The following is a 16,828-nucleotide window of genomic DNA, read 5'->3' as shown; positions in this document are numbered from 1 at the left end:
CATGTTGCGGCTTCGGCTCGAGGAGCAGTTTCGATGCTGTAAATATCGAGTGATTGGCACGATCGGTCAATGAAATGGCTATCCAAATTTGCGGCCGGCGCGCTGGGCCGCTTCTCCCGCCGCAAGCGCCGGCAGGCAGATTCATCTCGCGACGAGTTCAACACGCGCGAGCGGCGCACATGACTCCCCGAGAGAACGAGGGCAATCCCATTTGAGGCCGTGGCTCTGCGGCCCATCCTTCGAGACGCTCGCCTTTGGCGGGCCCTCAGGATGAGGGACGGAGTGTGCGGCAGCAATTTCGACCGGCAAAGATGCCGCTTAGCCTCATCCTGAGGAGACCGCGGAGCGGTCGTCTCGAAGGACGAGGCGCGCTCTCAGACCCCGCCAAGAAGCCATATGCGATTGCCTCGCCGTAAGAACGGGGCGAGGGAGAAGAAAGCAGAAGCCGTAGGGTGGGCAAAGCGGAGCGTGCCCACCATCTCCATCGCGGTGCTGGACATGCGGTGGGCACGGCGCGAGTGCGCCTTTGCCCACCCTACGATTCCGGACTCGCGGAGAGAGACCCCTCACCCGTCTCGCCGCTCCGCGGCGAGCCACCCTCTCCAACAAGGGGAGAGGGTAAGATCACCACATCGTGGCAGCCGCACGTTCCGGCCAGATGCGATCATATTCCTCGCCGCCGACCTTGTTCTGGCTCATCTCGGCGAGGATCTGGCCGGGCGTCGGCAAGGTCTTCGGATCGATCCGCTTGTCCGGGTTCCAGAGATCGGAGCGGACGATGGCGCGGGCGCACTGGAAGTAGATCTCGTCCACATTCATCACCATCACGCTGCGCGGCGCCTTGCCTTCGACCTTGAAGGAGGCCAGCAGCTCCGGATCGATCGACAAATGCGCGCGGCCGTTGGCGCGGACCGCATTACCGGAGCCGGGGACCAGGAACATCAGGGACACGCGCGGGTCGCGCACGATGTTGCGCAGGGAATCGACCCGGTTGTTGCCGCGACGATCCGGCAGCATCAGCGTCTTGGGGTCGTGAATGCGGACGAAGCCGGGCAGATCGCCGCGCGGCGAGCAGTCGATGCCTTCGGGCCCGATGGTGGCAAGCGCCGCGAACGGCGCCTTCTCGATGAAGACGCGATAGAGCGGCGTCACATGGTCGGCGACTTTCACGGTCGAGGCGTCACCGACGGCACCGTAGATGGCCTCCAATTGTTCGACCGTTTCGATCACCGACATGCTTCCACTCTCCCTTGCGCCAGCGGTTACTCGCGCCAGCCTTCGTTCCTGATCACGCGCACGAGTTGGCGGCCGTGATAATCCGCGCTGCCGGCGTTGAGGATGGTGACATCGGCCTGCGCCGATACGTCTTCGACGCTGCGCGACAGCCGGTCCGCGATATTGCCGTCGCTGTGCCGGGCGCGGGCGGCAAGCCGCTGCGCCAGCACGTCCGGCGGCGCCGTGATGGCGACCACGACGACATTGGCATAGGCCTGGCGCAACGCGGCAATCACGGTGCGCGAGACGTTGACGACGACGGCGCGGCCGGCGCGGATGTCGTCGTTGATGTCGAGCGGCAGCGCGTAGGAATGCCCATGCGCCTCCCAATGCACGGCGAAATCGCCATGATCGATCCCGCGTCGGAATTCGTCCGGGCTCATGGCAATGTTGTCCTCCGCCGCGGAGGACTCACGCGTCACGACGCGACGCGGAAAGACGACGTTCTGATCGTCGGTGCAGGCCGCCTGCGCCAGCCGCAGCAAGGTGTCCTTGCCGGCGCCGCTGGGACCGACCACGAGCACGAGCCGGCCAGGGCCGATCGCACCCGCCTCGCCCTGCGCCATGGTCGCGGTCTCGCTCATGCGACCCGGCCTCCTTCGCGCCAGACGCTGCGGACAACGGGAACGCTGCCCGCGATGTGCACGCGGATGAGGTCGGCACGCCTGCCGACCGCAATCTCGCCGCGGTCGGAGAGACCGACCGCCTCGGCCGGCGCTTTCGTCACGGCGCGTACCGCCGCCGGAAGGCTGATCGCTGGCACATGTTCCGGCAATTGCAGCGCTGCCATCAGAAGGCTCGACGGAATGTAGTCCGACGAGAGAATGTCGAGCAGGCCCTCGCGGGCAAGATCGACCGCAGCGATATTGCCGGAATGCGAGCCGCCGCGCACGACGTTGGGCGCGCCCATCAGGATGTCGATGCCGGCCTGATGCAGGCCGCGCGCGGCCTCCAATGTCGTCGGGAATTCCGCCACCGAAACGCGATCGCGCACAGCGTCCGCGACATTCTCCTCGGTGGTGTCGTCATGGCTCGCCAGCGGAATCTTGTACTGATGCGCCAGCGCGACGATCTCGCGCATGTTGGTCGCAGCATAAGCCTTCTGATACTCGAAGCGCTTTGCGAACAGCTCGTCGAGCTCGGCGTCGGTCTTGCCGCCGTTCTTGCCGCGGTAATAGTCGCGCAGCTTGCCCTCGTCGCGGAACTGGCGCTGGCCGGGGGTGTGGTCCATCAGCGACATCAAGCGGACGTCGGGACGGTCGATCAGCTCCTTGGCCTCCTCGACCACGCTCGGCATCGGGATTTCGCAGCGGAGATGCAGGAAGTGGTCGGCGCGCAACAAATCAGCGTCGCGCGCGGTGGTGATCGCGGCGGCGAGCACGCCGGCGCGGCCGTCGACTTCCTCGGCGCCATCCTCGCGCCAGACCCGAAGCGAATCGAACACGGTCGTGATGCCTGATGTGGCGAGCTGGCCGTCATAGGAGATGACGGCGGCGACCGGATTCCAGAACACCTTCGGCCGCGGCACGTAATGCGCTTCGAGATGGTCGGTGTGGAGCTCGATCAGGCCCGGCATGATCAGGTCGCCGCCGGCATCCTCGGCGCCCGCTGGCGCCCTGCCCTCGCCGATCTCGGCGATGCGTCCATCCGCAAGAGCAAGCCAGCCCTGCTCGATCACCCGGTCGGCCAGCACGATCCTGGCATTGGCGATCACGGTGTCCTTCGGCTTGGCGTTCATTTCCATTTCCTTCAGGCCGCGGCGGCAAAGCTGGTGACATCGACGATGCGGTCAGCAATCAGATGCCGGATTTCGTCGTCATGGACAATGGCGACCATGGCGACGCCCTGGCGCTTTTTCTCGGCGATCAGCTCGACCACGACGGCGCGGTTGGCGGCATCGAGCGAAGCGGTCGGCTCGTCCAGCAGCAGGATCGGCAGGTCGGAGATGAAACCGCGAGCGATGTTGACGCGCTGCTGCTCGCCGCCGGAAAAGGTCGCGGGCGGGAGCTGCCAGAGTCTTTCAGGAATGTTGAGACGGTGCAGCAGGTTGCCGGCGCGCTGCTGCGCCTCGGCTCGGGCCATGCCGTTCACGATCAGCGGCTCGGCGACGACGTCGATCGTGGCGACCCGCGGCACCGCGCGCAGGAACTGGCTGACATAGCCGATGGTCGCGCGGCGCACGTTGAGGACCTGCCGCGGCTCGGCAGTGGCCAGATCGATCAGCGCGCCGCGATGGCGAATGCCGATGCGGCCGGAGTCGCAGCGGTAATTGCCGAAGATCATCTTCAGGATCGACGACTTGCCGGCGCCCGACGGGCCCGACAGCACGACGCATTCGCCGGGGTTCACCTGGAAGGTCACGCCGCGCACAACAGGCAGCTCGATGCCGCCTTGCAGGTGCATCGTAAAGGTCTTCTTGGCATCAGTGATGTCGATCATGGCGGTCATCGATGGGCTCATGGCGGCAGAATCGAGGAGACGAGGAGTTGGGTATAAGGCTCGCGGGGATCGTCGAGGACCTGGTCGGTGAGACCGGTCTCGATGACGCGGCCGCCTTTCATCACCATCACGCGATGCGACAATAGCCGCGCGACTGCGAGATCGTGGGTGACGATGACGACGGCGAGATGCAGCTCGGCGACGAGGCTGCGCAAGAGATCGAGCAGGCGCGCCTGCACCGACACATCAAGGCCGCCGGTCGGCTCGTCCATGAACACCAGCCGCGGCTCGGTGACGAGGTTGCGGGCGATCTGGAGACGCTGGCGCATGCCGCCGGAATAGGTCCGCGGCGCATCGTCGATGCGCGCGACGTCGATTTCGACGCGCGTGAGCCAGTCGGACGCGGTGTCGCGGATGCGGCCGTAGTGATTCCATCCCACCGCCATCAGCCGCTCGCCGACATTGGCGCCGGCGGAGACCGCCATGCGCAGGCCCTGCGCGGGATCCTGGTGCACGAAACCCCAGTCGGTGCGGAACAGGAAGCGCCGCTCGGCCTCGCCGAGCGTGGCGAGATCGCGGCTGACGCCATCGCGCATCCGGTAGGAGACGTGGCCACCGCTCGGCGCGAGCTGGCCGGAGAGGAGCTGGAGCAGCGTCGACTTGCCCGAACCGGATTCGCCGACGATCGCCAGCACCTCGCCGGAATAGAGCGAGAAAGACACGTCGCGGCACGCGGCGATGCGGCCGTAGGACTTGCTGAGCGAATTCGCAACCAGCAGCGGCTCATCGTTGTCCAGCATGTCGAGATCAGCCATTTGATGTCTCCTGCGCCCTCTCCTTGTACGGCGCAGCGCTCAGGCTGCCGTGATGGCCGGCGGCCTGACGGCCCTCGCAATAGTCGGTGTCGGAGCAGACGAACATGCGGCTGCCCTTGTCGTCGGTGACGATCTCGTCGAGATAGGAATTCTCGGCGCCGCACAGCGCGCAGGGCGCGTTGAAGCGGTAGGGCTCGAAGGGGTGATCCTCGAAATCGAGCGACACCACTTTCGTATAGGGCGGGATCGCATAGATGCGTTTCTCGCGGCCGGCGCCGAACAATTGCAGCGCCGGGCAATTGTCCATCTTGGGATTGTCGAATTTCGGCGTCGGCGACGGATCCATCACATAGCGCGCGTTCACCTTCACCGGATAGGCGTAGGCGGTCGCGATATGTCCGAAGCGGGCGATGTCCTCATAGAGCTTCACATGCATCAGGCCGTATTCGGCGAGCGCATGCATGCGCCGCGTCTCGGTCTCGCGCGGCTCGAGGAAGCGCAGCGGCTCCGGGATCGGCACCTGATAGACCAGCACCTGTTTCTCGTGCAGGGCCGCCTCGGGGATGCGGTGACGGGTCTGGATCACGGTCGCCTCCTCCGTCGCCGCCGTGGTGGCGACGCCGGCGGTCTTGGCGAAGAATTTACGGATCGAGATCGCGTTGGTGGTGTCGTCGGAGCCCTGGTCGATCACCTTCAGCACGTCCTCAGGCCCGAGGATCGCCGCCGTCACCTGCACGCCACCGGTGCCCCAGCCATAGGGCATCGGCATTTCGCGGCTGGCGAACGGCACCTGATAGCCGGGGATCGCGATCGCCTTCAGGATGGCGCGGCGGATCATCCGCTTGGTCTGTTCGTCGAGATAGGCGAAATTGTAGGCGGGCGCGTTCATTCCGCGGCCTCCTTCATGGCATCCGGCGCATTGGCCTCGGCAAACTCCTGACGCAGCTTGCGCAGCAGGCCGAGCTCGGACTGGAAGTCGACATAATGCGGCAGCTTCAGATGCTCGACGAAGCCGGTCGCCTGGACGTTGTCCGAATGCGACATCACGAATTCCTCATCCTGGGCCGGCGCGAGCGCCTCTTCGCCGAGCTCGCGGGCACGCAGTGCGCGGTCGACCAGCGCCATCGACATGGTCTTGCGCTCGCTCTGGCCGAAGGCGAGGCCATAGCCGCGGGTGAAGCACGGCGCTTCCGTCGCAGAACCCTTGAACTGGTTGACCATCTGGCACTCGGTGAGCTCGATCGAGCCGAGCGGCACAGCGAAGCCGACGTCCTCGGCGGAGAATTCGACCTCGACCTCGCCGAAGCGGATCTCGCCGGCGAAGGGATGGTTGCGGCCGTAGCCGCGCTGGGTGGAATAGCCCATCGCCAGCAGAAAGCCTTCGTCGCCGCGCGCGAGATTTTGCAGGCGCAGGTCGCGGTCCGCCGGGAAGTTCAGCGGCTCGCGGGTGAGATCGCCGACGCTGGCGCCGTCCTCGGCCTGCGGCGAGGATTCGATCAGCCCGTCGCGGCCCAAGATATCGGTCACGCGCGGCGTCGGTGCGGTCGAGGATTCGGCTGTCGCGGGCGCCTCGGGCACAAAGCCATCGGCCAGCGAGGGATCGAGCAGGCGATGCGTATAGTCGAAGGTCGGCCCGAGGATCTGACCACCGGGAATGTCCTTGAAGGTCGAGGACACCCGCCGCTGCACCCGCATGGCGCCGGTGTCGACCGGCTCGCTGGCGCCGAAGCGCGGCAGCGTGGCGCGGAAGGCGCGGACCAGGAAGATCGCCTCGATCAGATCGCCGCGCGCCTGCTTGATCGCGAGCGCCGCGAGCTCGCGGTCATAGAGCGAGCCCTCGCTCATGACGCGGTCCACGGCCAGACCAAGCTGCTCCGAGATCTGGTCGAGCGTGACTTCCGGCACGCTTTGATCGCCGCGCCGCGCATTGGCGAGCAGGCGATGGGCGTTCTCGATGGCGCGTTCGCCGCCTTTGACTGCGACATACATATGCCTAGCTTCCTTTACTCACGACACGCGTTGTGCGCGGGATCGCGACCACGGCGTCATCGGCGACCAGCACCACGTCGATGCCGCGCGGAAACAGCGTCTCGTTGACACGCAGCCGCTCGAACAGGTCGGCGGGCTTGATCGAGGCCCGGAGCGTCGCGACGCCGTCGATGCCGGGGCCGCGCAGCTCGAAGCTCTGCCCTGCGTCAAGGCGATCGACCTGGAGGATCAATGTGGTCGACCGATCCGGGTATTCGCTGGTGCCGAGCGCGAAGCGCTCGAGCGCCGGAAGCAAGGCGCCATCGCCGATCAGGGCAAAGCTTGCGATCGAGGAATCCTGAATGACCGGCGCGCCGGTGTGGAACTTGAGCCATTTCACGACGTCGGAACTCTCTGCCATCCGCGCATCGAGCCAGAGCGGCGTATCGTGATCGAACAGCGTCAGCGCGATCGCAGCGACGCCGCGCATCATCGGCCCGGGTGTTCCCGCCATCGGTACGATGCGCTGAACCGAGCCTGGCCGCGCCATCGCGTCCATGACCGAGCGAAAGGTCGATTGCGCCGACAGCACCTTGTCGGCGAACCCCGGCGGCAGTTCCGCAATCGTGGTCATGATCTCACCCCTCACCGCGCACCATGGTGTAGAAATCAACCTTCGTCGCGGCGGTCTCGGCCGCCGCCTGCTTGCGCCGGATCGTAAGCTGCTCGCGCAACGGTGCGATAACGTCCCGCTCGACCGATGCGGAAAAATCGCGCGACTGCACCAGCGCATCGCACAGCGCGATCAGCCGCGCCTTCTCACCGTCGCGCCCGAGCGTGTAGCCGAAGCCGACCTCCCCACTCGCAAGCCGCACCGCGGCGCGCGACACCGTGGCTTCGCCGAGATTGAACGGGGCGCCGTCGCCGCCGACCCGGCCGCGCAGCATGACGAGGCCGTTTTCCGGCGTGCGCAGGTCCTGATGGGCCGGAAGGGCGAAAGCGCGGAGGCGAGCGGCGATCTCGCCCGCCTCCGCGTGCGCCAGCACGGCCATCGCGGCCTTGCGCTGGGCTTGCTGATTGTTCTGCTGCGTCACCCGATCCACCGAACTTGCCGAATCCAAGTTGTCTATGATAGTAGACAACTTCATACGGAAGCGCCATGACTGTTTCGTGACAAGCGTGTGATTTTCGGGCTAGGCTGACCGGCGATATGAGCATGCAGGACACCGCCTCCACGGGCGTCGCGTTATGGCGCCTCGTTGCCGACGGCATCGAGCGCGGCATCGCCGACGGCCGCTTTGCCGCCGGCGACAAGCTGCCGGGCGAGATGGAGATCGCCGAGACCTATCGCGTCAACCGCCACACCGTGCGGCGGGCGCTGGCAGCCCTTGCCGAGCGCGGCCTGGTGCGCGCCGAGCGCGGCAGCGGAACCTATGTCGAGGCGCAGCGCATCGCCTATCCGCTACGCTCGCGCACGCGCTTCTCCGAGATCGTCGGCGCCGGCGGCCGTGAGCCGCGCGGGCAGTTGATCGAGGCGGCCGACGACGTCGCGACGCGTGAGCTGGCGCGCGAGCTGGGCTTGAAGGTCGGCGCGCCGCTGGTGCGGATCGAGGCGATCCGCCTCGCCGACCGCACGCCGATCTGCGTCTCCACGACATGGCTGTCGGCGGAGTTGTTTCCGGATGCGGGCAGCGTGTTTGCGGCAACGCGCTCGATGACGAAACTGCTCGAGCACTTCGGTGTCCGCGACTATCGCCGCGGCGCGACCCGGATCACCGCCGGCATCGTCGATGCGACCGACGCTGCACGGCTCGATCTGCCGCTGGGACGGCCGATCCTCGTGGTCGATGCCACCGACCACGATCTCGATGGCAAGCCGCTGGTGACGAAGCATTCGCGCTTTGCCGCCGAGCGGGTGGAGTTCCTGGTCGAGAACGGCTGAGGTGCAGCCCTCTTCCCGTCTCCCACGAGAGACGAGGAAGAGCAGCGGCCTCCTACTCCTGCATCATCTCGCCACTGCCGCCGAACTCGGCGGGGAAATCCTTCAGCTTGGGCAGGCCGTCGCGCATCGGCAGCACCGTCTCGGCGTAGTTGACGTGGACGCCGGGCGTGAACGCCAGGGTGGGGATGGTGGCGGTGAAGACGTCGGTCAGGTCGAGCGGCGGGTGATTGGTCATGAGATGGCCGCCGCACTTCCTGCAATATTTGCGCTGGCTGAGCGGCGTCTTGGCGAAGGTCTCGACGTGCTGCGCGCCCTCGGTGATGCGCACGGCATCGGGCTTCCACAGGCTGAAGGCGTTCACCGGTCCGCCGGACCAGGACCGGCAGGAGCCGCAATGGCAATAGCCCATCGCCTCCGGCGCACCCGTGACCTCGACCGTAACCGCGCCGCAGAAGCAGTGTCCGACATGTTTCATTTGGTCGTCTCCGTTGATGAAGGTTGAAAATCCTCGCCCCGCTCCGGTTCGCCGAGATCTCGGCGAAGGCGGATGCGGGGTCGCGACGAGGTCCGCTCGCGCTGGTGGCATCGGAGTGAGGGTAATCACCCCGAGGGACGCAGAAGGCTGGAGTCCGGCGAGATACACGCCTCAGTTCCGTCGCGCGTCCTCCTTTCGGCGGACGCGGCGGAAAGACGCGACGACTAAACTGACCGGCGCCAGGGAATAAGCATCGACACGCGTTGTTTGTACTGCCGGTATTCGTCGCCGAAGAGATCGACGAGGTCGCGCTCCTCCAGCGCGATCCCGACGAAGATGTAGAGCGTGGTCACGACCGCGAACAGCAGATGGCCCGCGGTCATGACCGGTGCCGCCCAGAACGCCATGATGAAGCCGAGATAGATCGGATGACGGACGAACTTGTAGAGCAGCGGCGTCTTGAAACGCGGCGGCGCCGGTTCCTTGCCGACGAGATGGTTGGTCACCTGATGCAGGCCGAACAATTCGAAATGATTGATGATGAAGGTCGAGGTGAACACCAATATCCAACCCGCGAAGGACAGCGTGACCAGCGTCACGGCAAGATCGGGATCCTCGACCTCCCATATGACCGCAGGCAGCGGACGCCACTGCCAGAACAGGAGGAGCAATGACAGGCTCGCGAACAGCACGTAAGTCGATCGCTCGACCGGCTTGGGGACGAACTGCGTCCACCACGCCTTGAATTGCTGGCGCGCCATCACGCTGTGTTGAACCGCGAACAGCGACATCAGCAGCAGATTGATGATGACCGCGCGAACGACGGGCGCTTCGGCTCCGGTGTCGATGGTCTTCGGCACCACCAGCCCCATCACGAAGCCGATAGCGTAGAGAATGGTGACGAAAAACACGAGATATGCCGCAATTCCGTACAGAAAGGCGATGAACTTGAAAATGCGTGGGCCCGCAACCTCCGGGCCGATTGAATGAATCTGATGATCAATTTGGGACATGGAAAGCTCCGTTGTGCCAAAACGCCGGCACTTCATTGGTCGCTGCACCATGCCGCATCGGTATGCCCAAGACTTTCGCGGACGGTTGATTTTCGCCTGAGACGACTTTGATTTTTGCTTGAGACGACAGAAACGTGCGATTTTGCTTTGAAAACAACGTGCTCGACGGCGACCTGCGCGAACTGACCTGCGCCGGGGTCACCGTGCCGTTGCAGCCCCAAGTGTTCGATCTCTTGCTTTACCTCGTGGCGCAACGGGCGCGAGTGGTCAGCAAGGATGACCTGATCAGCCAGATCTGGAGCGACCGCATCGTCTCGGATTCCGCCCTGAACAGCCGGATCAACGCCGCGCGCAAGGCGCTCGGCGACGACGGCGCGGCACAGCGGCTGATCAAGACGATCCCGCGCAAGGGCTTTCGTTTCATCGGCGAGGTCCGGGAAGAGTTGGCAGCGGCGCCTGCGCCCTCCGAGCCCGTCCCTGCCCGGCCGCGCACCGCGGCGGACCGCCCGGCGATCGCGGTGCTCGCCTTCGAGAACATGAGCGGCGATCCCGCACAGGACTATTTCGGCGACGGGATCAGCGAGGACATCCTCACCGCGCTGTCGAAGCAGCGCTGGTTCATGGTGATCGCCCGCAACTCGTCCTTCACCTACAAGGGACGCGCGGTCCACATCAGGCAGATCGCCGAGGAGCTCGGCGTCCGCTACATCGTCGAAGGCAGCGTGCGCAAGGCGAACAACCGGGTGCGCATCACCGCACAGCTCAACGACGCGACATCGGGCAGTCATCTCTGGGCGGAGCGCTACGACCGCGAGCTCGTCGACGTCTTCGCCGTGCAGGACGAGATCACCAACGCGATCGTCGCGGCGATCGAGCCGCGGATCCACGCGGCGGAGGATTTTCGCAGCCGTCGCAAGCCGCCCGCGAGCCTCGACGCCTGGGACCTGTTGATGCGCGCGCTGTCGCATTACTGGCGCGTGACGCGGCAGGATCACGAGGCCGCACAGGCGCTGCTCGAGCGCGCGATCGGCATCGATCCGAATTACGGCCAGGCGCTGTCGTTGCTCGCGGCGAACCACATGTTCGGCGCGCATCTCGGCTGGGCCGAGCTGGCGAGGGTGGCGCCGATAGCGGAAGCCGCCGCGCTGGCCGCGGTGCGCTGCGATCATGAGGATGCCTGGGCGCATGCCGGGCTCGGCAGCGTCTACTTCTCGACGCGCAGGCTTACGGACGCACTGTCCGAGTTCGAGCAGGCGCTCGCGCTCAATCCGAACTTCTCGATGGCGCAGGGCTATTACGCGCTGGCGCTGTCCTATGCCGGGCGGTCGAAGGACTCGTTCGAGGCGGCGCAGAGGGCGATCCGGCTCTCACCGCGCGACCCGTCGCTGGCGATCTATCACGGTATCGCCGGCTATGCGCGCTTCACCGAGCGGCGCTATGACGAGGCCATCGCGCTCGCGCGCGAGGCGATCCGCCATCGCGGAGACCTCACCGGCGCCTATCGCGTGCTCGCCGTGTCCGCCGGCATGACCGGCGACGGGGTGCTTGCGGAGACGGCGCTGGGCGAGCTCCGCCGCACCCAGCCGGGCATCTCGCTGCACTGGATCGCGACGCAACTGCCATGGGCCAGCGACGCCGATCGCGAGCACTATCTGGAAGGATTCCGCCGGGCGGGGTTGCGGTAACACCTCCTACCCTCCCCTTCGAGGTGCAGGGCAATCGCATATGACTTTTGGCAGCGCTTGGCTGCACGCCTCGCCCTTCGAGACGACCGCTCCGCGGTCTCCTCACAGGATGAGGCTAAGCAGCACCGTGCCCATTGAAGCTGCTGCCACGCAGTCCGTCCTCATCATGAGGAGCCCGCCTAAAGCGGGCGTCTCGAAGGATGGCCGCAGGAATCGCTCTCAAATGCGATTCCCTGCCTAGAGGGGGCAACTAAGAGCTCAGTGGCGCTACACGCTCTTCCGGCGCAGATGGACGATGACGTCGAGCCGTGCGATCTCGTGGCCGGGAAGCGCCTCGGGAATCCTGGTGAAGGCGAGGCCTTCGGCGAGGTCGACCAGCACATCCTCGCCTTCGAAATAGAAGTGCGGATGCACGGATGTGTCGGTATCGAAGAACGACTTGATGCCGTCGGCGGCGATCCGGCGCAGCAGGCCGGCTTCGGTGAACTGGTTCAGCGTATTGTAGACGGTCGCGAGCGACAGGTACGCGTTCGCCGCCAGCGCCTCCTCATAGAGCCCCTCGGCGGTCACGTGGCGATGGCCGCGCAGGAACAGCAACTGGCCGAGCGCCAGGCGCTGGCGCGTTGGCCGGAGGCCCGCATCAACAAGCAATTGCAGACAGCGCTGCACGCCCTCATCCGGCTCCGGTCCGACGACATCAGGTCCGCTGTCGTCGCCCGCGGGGATATTCGTGGCCTGCATGTCCATCGATCGTCTCCGGGCTGAAAGAACCAGGGCACGCAACGCGGCGTCCGGCCAGTTGCCACTCGATCGCAGAAGCGGCGTCTTGGCTTTGATCCGGATCAAATCCGGAAGCGGTCGCCTCTGACCTATCGCAAGGCGGCCCGGTTTATTCCCGATCAGAATGCAGGGGTATCGATGAGGTTCAGATGTCCAGGCCGGTTCCCGACAAGGCAGAGGTCGCGCTCGAATATCCCGACAAGTTCTATGTCGGCACCTTCGAGCATTCATCGCGGTTCGAGGCACGTCTCGACGGGAGCGGCGTCGCGCTGGTGCTGCAACATCCGGGGGCGGCCGACGAACGCAAATCGGTGCATCTGCACATCAATTTCGGCCTGCTCGCCGGCATCCTGCGTGAGCTCGCAAGCAGCGTCGCCGCTCTCCCCAAGGACGACATCGCGCATCGCGAGCAACTCGCAGACGCGCTCGACGAATTGCGGCGGGCGCTGCGAACGCCCTGAAGGCTACTTCGCCTTCGCCTGCATCGGCTTCGGGGCCGGCACGGCCGCCCATTCCTTGTCGGCGCGCGGGCCGTTGAGATCGCCGGTCAGGCCGACGAGCTGGCCGGGCAGCACATCGAGGGTCTGCTGCCAGGTCTGGGTCTGGCACAGGAACTTGATCAGGCAGCCCTTGAGCTTGAGGCGGTCGGGAGATTCGCGCCACAGCGAGACCGAATAGAACTTGCCGTCCTCCGCATTGTAGATGTCGCCGGCAAAACGTCCCTCGGGCGTCGCCTGCAGGCCCATGATGAGCTGGTGGCCGAGCAGCGGGCGGGCGCGCTTGTCCGCATCGGGATTTTCCTTGTCGCGGTAGGGCTGGCCGCGCTTGTCGGCCGGCTCCTTCATCCAGACGATGAAGCCGCAGATGCGCTCGCGCGACGGACCGCAGCGTTCGAGCCGGATGCGGGCGCGGCCGTCCTCGACCAGCCAAGTGCCGCTGGGATCGGTGGGCGCGGCAGCGCCGGCGCGGCCGCCGATGATCATCATCGCGACGGTGATCGCGACGCGCAGCACGAAGCGGACAATAATGTTCATCTGCGATGCCTCTTTCTTTGCGCGGGTTGCCGCGTCAGTTCAGTTGCGCCATCAGCGCGTCGGCGCCCTTGTCGAGGCCGGCGGTGGCGGCCGCGAGCGCGCCGACGCTGGCCTTGATGTCGTAGGCAGCAGGGTATTGCTTGGTGACGTAGGCAGAGAGCAGGCGCGAGGTGGTGGCATCGAAGATCTCGACGCCATAGACGACCGAGCCGGTCATCGTCCCCTCGCCGTCGCGCGCGGCCTGCACGCCGTTGTAGACGGCACCGGCGAGGTCGAAGCGCGAGAGCGTGCCGAGCACCGGCGTGTTGGTGACGGCGCCGGTGAGCGTCAGCCTGATCCGCAGCGTGTTCGGTCCGCGCTCGCGCACCATCGCGAAGCGGCCGCGCAGCCGCTCGGCGAAGGAATTCTGCATGTAGGCGGCGAGCGTCGCCTTGTCCCTGTCGGACATGTCGCCGAACTGATGATCCTTGCCGCGGTAAAGCACGACGGGATCGAGGATCACTTTATTATATGCGCGCCAGTCGACCGGCGTGGAATAGCGGTAGGGCACACGGCCGGAGGCGTCCGCCCTGTTCGGGGCCATGTAGGCCGAGGACGCCATCTCCGAATAGGGCACGGGCGCGACCGAGGCGCAGCCGGCTGCGGCCGCGCAAAGCACCAGCGTTCCCAGACCGCGCAAGGCGATCGAGCGATCCATTCCAGACTCCTCTAGCGGCTTTCTGCAAAGGCGATGGGGACCGCAGCCGCGTTTTGGGACCAGACGCGGCTGCGGCGCTCACCATTGCCGGCCCAAGGCATCGTCCGGGGCCATTTCAGACACCTTGGGCCGTCTCAGTGCCTCCACTTATAAAACCGACCAGTTGGTTTGTAAAGTAGGGAAATGAGGACCCGGCACATTTGGCCGCAGGCGCGGTTTTGGGCAGCGTCCGGTTGGAGTTCGTTAACGAGGAATCAGGCGCGCTTGCGCGCCGCGCCAGCCTTCGCCGCGGATGCCCCGCCGGCTTTTGCGGCGCGGGCCTTGGCCGGCTTTTCGAGCGGGCGCCATTGATCGTCATCGAGCAGACGCGCGAACAGCCGCTGGTGCTCGTCCTCGCCAAGCGGCGACATGCCGAATAGCGAGCTCAACAAAAGTCCCCGCGCCGCTGCCCAGCGCAACAGCGCGAGCTCGGGATCAGCGGCCTCCGCCTTGATGGCCTCCACCCTCTTCATCTCGCGGTCGCGCGGCAGCGACATCAGGCCGGGATTCTCGACCATGGCCGCGACCAGCGCCAGCGCGGCGGAATTCGGCGACGTGGCCGCTTCGCGCACGGTCGCAAGCTGCGTGGCCAGATTGGGATTCGCCGAGGTCTCGCTCACCTTCGCCATATAACGGGTTGAGAATTCCTCGAAATGCTCCATCTGCCGCTCCAGCAGCGCCTTGAGCACGGCTTCCTTGGTACGGAACTGATGCATCACGCCGCCCTTGCTAAGGCCGCTCTCGCGCGCAATCGCGTCGAGTGTCAGCCGGCCGGGCCCGTCCCGCGCAATGATCCTGGTCGCCGCCTCGAGCGCGGCGTTGCGGGATCGTTCGGAGCGGGTGGCATTGTCCATGGCCGACTTGTCCCCGTGACAGGACAATGAATCAAGTGAAAACAGGACGCGCTGTACATTTTTTGTGCGAACACTGTCGAGACTTTCATCTTGCGGCGCCGAACGGGACTATGTGAGCCTCGATACCGGATGGGGACTGGGATGGGCCGGCCGTAGCTTTGCGCGCCATGACGTGCGAAGCGTTTGCGGCTGGTCTCGCTTGAGAAAGATACGACATGCCAAAACGAGTGTTGCTTGGTGTCCTCCTGGCTTGCGGCCTCACGGCCTCGGCGCTGGCGCAAGAGCCGAAAACGGGGGGCGTGATCAATGCCGTGATCCAGCCCGAGCCGCCCGGCCTGATGCTTGCGATGGTCCAGAACGGCCCGGTCCAGATGGTGTCGGGCAACATCTTCGAGGGCCTGCTGCGCTACAGCCCCAAGCTTGAGCCTCTGCCGGAGCTCGCCGAGAGCTGGACCGTCAGCGAGGACGCCAAGACCTACACTTTCAAGCTCAAGAAGGGCGTCACCTGGCATGACGGCAAGCCCTTCACCGCCGCCGACGTGCTGTTCTCGATCGAGATGCTGAAGCAGACCCACGCGCGCGCCCGCAACAACCTCGTGCAGGTCGACAAGGTCGAGGCGCCCGACGATTACACGGTGGTGTTCACGCTGAAGCAGCCGTTCGGCCCGTTTCTCGGCATCTTCGAGGTCGGCTCGATGCCGATGGTGCCGAAGCATCTCTATGACGGCACCGACTGGAAGACCAACCCCTACAACAATGCGCCTGTCGGCACCGGCCCCTTCATGTTCAAGGAATGGCAGAAGGGCTCGTTCATCCGCATGGTCAAGAACCCGAACTACCACGAGAAGGGCAAGCCCTATCTCGACGAGGTCTACTGGCAGGTCATTCCCGACGCCGCCGCGCGCTCGGTGGCGTACGAGACCGGCAAGGTCGACGTGCTGCCCGGCGGTTCGGTCGAGAATTTCGACGTGCCGCGGCTGTCCAAGCTGAAGGACACCTGCGTCACCGGCGCCGGCTGGGAGTTCTTCTCGCCGCTGGCCTGGCTGTGGCTGAACAACCGCCAGGGACCGCTCGCGGACAAGCGGGTGCGGCAGGCGATCATGTATGCGATCGACCGCGATTTCGCCAAGGACGTGATCTGGAACGGGCTCGGCAAGGTCGCGACCGGCCCGTCCGCCTCGACCATCAAGTACTACACCGCCGACGTGCCGAAATATCCGTACGATCCGGCCAAGGCCAAGGCGCTGTTGAAGGAAGCCGGCTACAAGGGCGAGAAGATCCGCCTGTTGCCGCTCGCCTATGGCGAGACCTGGCAGCGCTGGGGTGAAGCCGTGAAGCAGAACCTCCAGGACGTCGGCATGACCATCGAGACGATCGCCACCGACGTTGCCGGCGGCAACCAGAAGATCGGCGACTGGGACTACGACATCGCCTTCACCTATCTCTACCAGTACGGCGATCCGGCCCTCGGCGTCGGGCGCAACTACGTCTCCAGCGCCATCGCCAAGGGCCAGGTGTTCAACAATGTCGAGGGCTACTCCAACCCGGAGATCGACAAGCTGTTCGCCGACGGCGCCGTCGCGACCCCGGATTCCAAACGCAAGGAGATCTACGAGAAGGCGCAGAAGATCCTGGTCGAGGACGTGCCGGTGGCCTGGATGCTGGAGCTGCAATTCCCGACCATCATGCGCTGCAAGGTCAAGAACCTGATCACGACCGGCATCGGCGTCAATGACGGCTTCAAGGACGCATGGCTCGACAAGTGAGCCCTGGTCTTTTCACCTCTCCCCGCTCTTGTCCGCCGAAGCCAAG

Annotated in this window: 19 protein-coding genes; 4 read left to right on the top strand and 15 right to left on the bottom strand. The window is 65.5% G+C overall.

The genetic code is table 11. The annotated features are described in order from the left end of the window. Window positions 1-624: 624 nt before the first annotated feature. The 9 genes from E4K65_RS32670 to phnG are packed head-to-tail and all read right to left on the bottom strand — an operon-like array spanning window position 625 to window position 7,549. Entirely contained in the window at window positions 625-1,236 is a 612-nt protein-coding gene (locus E4K65_RS32670) for a pyridoxamine 5'-phosphate oxidase family protein (protein WP_025575246.1), read from the bottom strand. Window positions 1,237-1,262: 26 nt separating this feature from the next. Then, a complete protein-coding gene (gene phnN, locus E4K65_RS32665) occupies window positions 1,263-1,859 on the bottom strand; it encodes a phosphonate metabolism protein/1,5-bisphosphokinase (PRPP-forming) PhnN (RefSeq protein WP_135177628.1) in 597 nt (198 codons plus the stop codon). Next, entirely contained in the window at window positions 1,856-3,013 is a 1,158-nt protein-coding gene (locus E4K65_RS32660) for an alpha-D-ribose 1-methylphosphonate 5-triphosphate diphosphatase (RefSeq protein ID WP_135177627.1), read from the bottom strand. Before E4K65_RS32660 ends, phnN begins: the two co-directional genes overlap by 4 nt. Window positions 3,014-3,024: 11 nt before the next feature. Continuing rightward, the gene (gene phnL, locus E4K65_RS32655) at window positions 3,025-3,723 is read right to left on the bottom strand and encodes a phosphonate C-P lyase system protein PhnL (protein ID WP_167771332.1); all 699 of its coding nucleotides are present in this window, start codon (window positions 3,721-3,723) and stop codon (window positions 3,025-3,027) included. Between the two features lie 8 nt (window positions 3,724-3,731). Further along, window positions 3,732-4,529, bottom strand: a complete 798-nt coding sequence (phnK, locus tag E4K65_RS32650; protein ID WP_135177625.1) for a phosphonate C-P lyase system protein PhnK — start codon at window positions 4,527-4,529, stop codon at window positions 3,732-3,734. Next, window positions 4,522-5,418, bottom strand: coding sequence for an alpha-D-ribose 1-methylphosphonate 5-phosphate C-P-lyase PhnJ (locus tag E4K65_RS32645; protein WP_135177624.1), 897 nt, complete (start codon window positions 5,416-5,418; stop codon window positions 4,522-4,524). Before E4K65_RS32645 ends, phnK begins: the two co-directional genes overlap by 8 nt. Then, on the bottom strand, window positions 5,415-6,518 hold the full coding sequence (locus E4K65_RS32640) for a carbon-phosphorus lyase complex subunit (RefSeq protein WP_135177623.1): 1,104 nt from the start codon (window positions 6,516-6,518) through the stop codon (window positions 5,415-5,417). Before E4K65_RS32640 ends, E4K65_RS32645 begins: the two co-directional genes overlap by 4 nt. 4 nt (window positions 6,519-6,522) lie before the next feature. Then, window positions 6,523-7,131, bottom strand: a complete 609-nt coding sequence (gene phnH, locus E4K65_RS32635; RefSeq protein WP_167771331.1) for a phosphonate C-P lyase system protein PhnH — start codon at window positions 7,129-7,131, stop codon at window positions 6,523-6,525. Between the two features lie 4 nt (window positions 7,132-7,135). Then, window positions 7,136-7,549 (bottom strand): phosphonate C-P lyase system protein PhnG, encoded by a 414-nt coding sequence (gene phnG, locus E4K65_RS32630; protein WP_049812107.1) that lies wholly within the window; start codon window positions 7,547-7,549, stop codon window positions 7,136-7,138. A gap of 158 nt (window positions 7,550-7,707) precedes the next feature. Between phnG and phnF the strand changes: the two genes are divergently transcribed. After that, the gene (gene phnF / locus E4K65_RS32625) at window positions 7,708-8,439 is read left to right on the top strand and encodes a phosphonate metabolism transcriptional regulator PhnF (RefSeq protein ID WP_025575231.1); all 732 of its coding nucleotides are present in this window, start codon (window positions 7,708-7,710) and stop codon (window positions 8,437-8,439) included. A gap of 52 nt (window positions 8,440-8,491) precedes the next feature. Here the strand turns inward: phnF and E4K65_RS32620 are convergent, their stop codons facing one another. After that, window positions 8,492-8,914 (bottom strand): GFA family protein, encoded by a 423-nt coding sequence (locus E4K65_RS32620; protein WP_025575229.1) that lies wholly within the window; start codon window positions 8,912-8,914, stop codon window positions 8,492-8,494. A 224-nt stretch (window positions 8,915-9,138) separates the two neighbouring features. Continuing rightward, complete coding sequence (mddA, locus tag E4K65_RS32615) at window positions 9,139-9,927, bottom strand: methanethiol S-methyltransferase (protein WP_025575227.1); 789 nt, start codon at window positions 9,925-9,927, stop codon at window positions 9,139-9,141. Between the two features lie 134 nt (window positions 9,928-10,061). Between mddA and E4K65_RS32610 the strand changes: the two genes are divergently transcribed. Beyond that, entirely contained in the window at window positions 10,062-11,612 is a 1,551-nt protein-coding gene (locus tag E4K65_RS32610) for a winged helix-turn-helix domain-containing tetratricopeptide repeat protein (protein ID WP_135177620.1), read from the top strand. Window positions 11,613-11,879: 267 nt separating this feature from the next. On the opposite strand, the gene irr is transcribed toward E4K65_RS32610, so the two are convergent. After that, the gene (gene irr / locus E4K65_RS32605) at window positions 11,880-12,359 is read right to left on the bottom strand and encodes a Fur family transcriptional regulator Irr (RefSeq protein WP_135177619.1); all 480 of its coding nucleotides are present in this window, start codon (window positions 12,357-12,359) and stop codon (window positions 11,880-11,882) included. 182 nt (window positions 12,360-12,541) lie between these two features. Here irr and E4K65_RS32600 point away from each other — a divergent pair, with 182 nt between their 5' ends. Then, window positions 12,542-12,853 carry a hypothetical protein gene (locus tag E4K65_RS32600; RefSeq protein WP_025575224.1) on the top strand — a complete coding sequence of 104 codons (312 nt, stop codon included), beginning with the start codon at window positions 12,542-12,544 and terminating at the stop codon, window positions 12,851-12,853. 3 nt (window positions 12,854-12,856) lie between these two features. Here E4K65_RS32600 and E4K65_RS32595 read toward each other — a convergent pair whose 3' ends face one another. The 3 genes from E4K65_RS32595 to E4K65_RS32585 form a co-directional block, all read right to left on the bottom strand. Beyond that, a complete protein-coding gene (locus tag E4K65_RS32595; RefSeq protein WP_135177618.1) occupies window positions 12,857-13,426 on the bottom strand; it encodes a DUF2147 domain-containing protein in 570 nt (189 codons plus the stop codon). Window positions 13,427-13,460: 34 nt separating this feature from the next. After that, on the bottom strand, window positions 13,461-14,123 hold the full coding sequence (locus E4K65_RS32590; RefSeq protein WP_025575221.1) for a DUF3313 domain-containing protein: 663 nt from the start codon (window positions 14,121-14,123) through the stop codon (window positions 13,461-13,463). A gap of 254 nt (window positions 14,124-14,377) precedes the next feature. Beyond that, window positions 14,378-15,016 (bottom strand): TetR/AcrR family transcriptional regulator, encoded by a 639-nt coding sequence (locus E4K65_RS32585; protein ID WP_025575219.1) that lies wholly within the window; start codon window positions 15,014-15,016, stop codon window positions 14,378-14,380. A 215-nt stretch (window positions 15,017-15,231) separates the two neighbouring features. Here E4K65_RS32585 and E4K65_RS32580 point away from each other — a divergent pair, with 215 nt between their 5' ends. Beyond that, complete coding sequence (locus E4K65_RS32580; protein WP_025575217.1) at window positions 15,232-16,782, top strand: ABC transporter substrate-binding protein; 1,551 nt, start codon at window positions 15,232-15,234, stop codon at window positions 16,780-16,782. Window positions 16,783-16,828 lie beyond the last annotated feature (46 nt).

The organism is Bradyrhizobium niftali, assembly GCF_004571025.1.
Classification (GTDB): domain Bacteria; phylum Pseudomonadota; class Alphaproteobacteria; order Rhizobiales; family Xanthobacteraceae; genus Bradyrhizobium; species Bradyrhizobium niftali.
Note: the sequence above shows the minus strand (reverse complement) of the source record. Positions and strands in the feature narration are given on the sequence as shown.